The organism is Rhizobacter sp. P2_H2 (assembly GCF_056403375.1).
Map to the genome: position 1 here is coordinate 1 of NZ_JBFUFP010001019.1, position 1,939 is coordinate 1,939.

Here is a 1,939-nt window from a genome sequence, read left to right on the forward strand (position 1 = left end):
GCGAGGGCTTCGGCCTGCTGCTGCTCGACCTCGACGACTTCAAGCTCGTCAACGACACGCTCGGCCACGGCGTCGGCGACGAGCTGCTGCGCGCGCTGGCCGGGCGCTTGACCAAGTTCATGCGGCCGACCGACGTGGCGTTCCGCTTCGGCGGCGACGAGTTCGTGATCCTGTCGCCGCGCGTCGTCGACCCGGTGCAGCTGCAGGCGCTCGCGAACGCGGCGATGCGTGCGTTCGACGAGCCGCTGACGGTGGGCGCGCAGCTGCTGCGGGTGCGCGGCAGCGCCGGTGTCGCGCTGTACCCGAACGATGCGCCCGATGCGGCCTCGCTGGTGCTGGCCGCGGACACCGCGATGTACGAGGCCAAGCGCATGGGCAAGAACACCTTCGCGCTGTTCCAGCCCCGCATGCTGAACGACACGACGCGGCGCGTGCAGCTCGAAGCCGACCTGCGCGAGGCCGTCTCGCACCAGCAGCTGCGGCTGCTGTACCAGCCGATCGTCGACCTCGCCACGCAGCGGCTGGTGGGCGTGGAGGCGCTGCTGCGCTGGGAGCATCCGCGGCTCGGCCAGGTGTCGCCGGTCGAGTTCATCCCGATCGCCGAGGCCAGCGGGCTGATCGTCGACATCGGCCAGTGGGTGCTGCATGCCGCGTGCCGGCAGATCCGCAGCTGGCACGACGGCGGGCAGCGGCTGCACGTGGCGGTGAACGTCTCGGCGCTGCAGATCCGGCGCGGCATCCAGGCGCRGATCGATGCGGCGCTGCGCGCGTCGGGCGCCGACCCGCGCGCGCTGCAGATCGAGATCACCGAGCATTCGATGGTCGAGGACCTCGCGAGCAACGTCGCGCAGCTCGAAGCCGTGCGCGCGCTCGGCATCCAGGTGGCGGTCGACGATTTCGGCACCGGGCTGTCGTCGCTCGCGTACCTGAAGCGGCTGCCGATCGGCAAGCTGAAGATCGACCGCGCCTTCGTGAAGGACCTGCCGGACAGCAGCGACGATGCGGCGATCGCGTCGGCCATCATCTCGATGGCGCACAGCCTGTCGCTGACCGTCGTCGCCGAAGGCATCGAGACGGCGGCGCAGCGCGACTTCCTCGCCACGCAGCACTGCGATTTCGCGCAGGGCTTCCTGTACAGCAAGCCGGTGAGCGTGCAGGCGATCGACGCGATGCTCGCCTCGGGGCGCGTCCTGCCTGCACTCGCTGCCCCCTAGGCGACTCGCGCCGCAGCCTCGCGCGCCACGGCCGCCAGCGCGGCGTTGAGGCGCTTCGCATCGGCCTGGCTGTCCGTCAGGTAGGCGGTGATGACCAGCGGCGCGCGGTTCGGCGGCCACACCACCGCCACGTCGTTGGTGGTGCCGCGCGCGCCGGTGCCGGTCTTGTCGGCGGCGCGCCAGTCGGGCGGGAGCCCGGCGCGCAGGCGATCGGTGCCGGTGCGCACCGCCTCCATCCACGCCACCAGCCGCGCGCGCGAGGCCTCGGAGAGGGCCTTGCCGAGCAAGGCACTTTGCAGCGCGATCGCCATCGAGCGCGGCGTCGTCGTGTCGCGCGGATCRCCGGGGCGGGCTTCGTTCAGCGCCGGCTCGGTGCGGTCCAGCCGCGTCTGCGTGTCGCCCAGCGTGCGCGCGTAGCGCGTGATCGCGGCCGGCCCGCCGAAGCTCGCGAGCAGCAGGTTGGCCGCGGCGTTGTCGCTGACCAGCACGGCCGCTTCGCACAGCTCGGCGATGCTCATGCCGTTGCCGCCGACGTGCTTTTCGCTGACGGGCGAGTGGCTGACCAGCATCTCGCGGCGCACCGCGACGCGGCGGTCCAGCCGCTCGATGCCGGCGTCGACGCGCTGCAGCGCCAGCGCCGCGGCCAGCCATTTGAAGGTGCTGCACATCGGGAAGCGCTCGCCGAGGCGGTGGCCGTCGAAGCGGCCGGTGGCGGTGTCGAGCAC

General features: G+C 72.3%; 2 protein-coding genes. One reads left to right on the forward strand and one right to left on the reverse strand.

Annotation, left to right across the window (positions count from 1 at the left end):
- On the forward strand, window positions 1-1,214 hold a 1,214-nt coding region (locus AC1D15_RS29530; protein ID WP_477828820.1), incomplete at its 5' end, for a putative bifunctional diguanylate cyclase/phosphodiesterase.
- Here AC1D15_RS29530 and bla read toward each other — a convergent pair.
- Window positions 1,211-1,939 (reverse strand): class A beta-lactamase (bla, locus tag AC1D15_RS29535; RefSeq protein ID WP_477828821.1); only part of this gene is annotated, 729 nt, incomplete at its 5' end. The two genes, AC1D15_RS29530 and bla, sit on opposite strands and share 4 nt — an antisense overlap.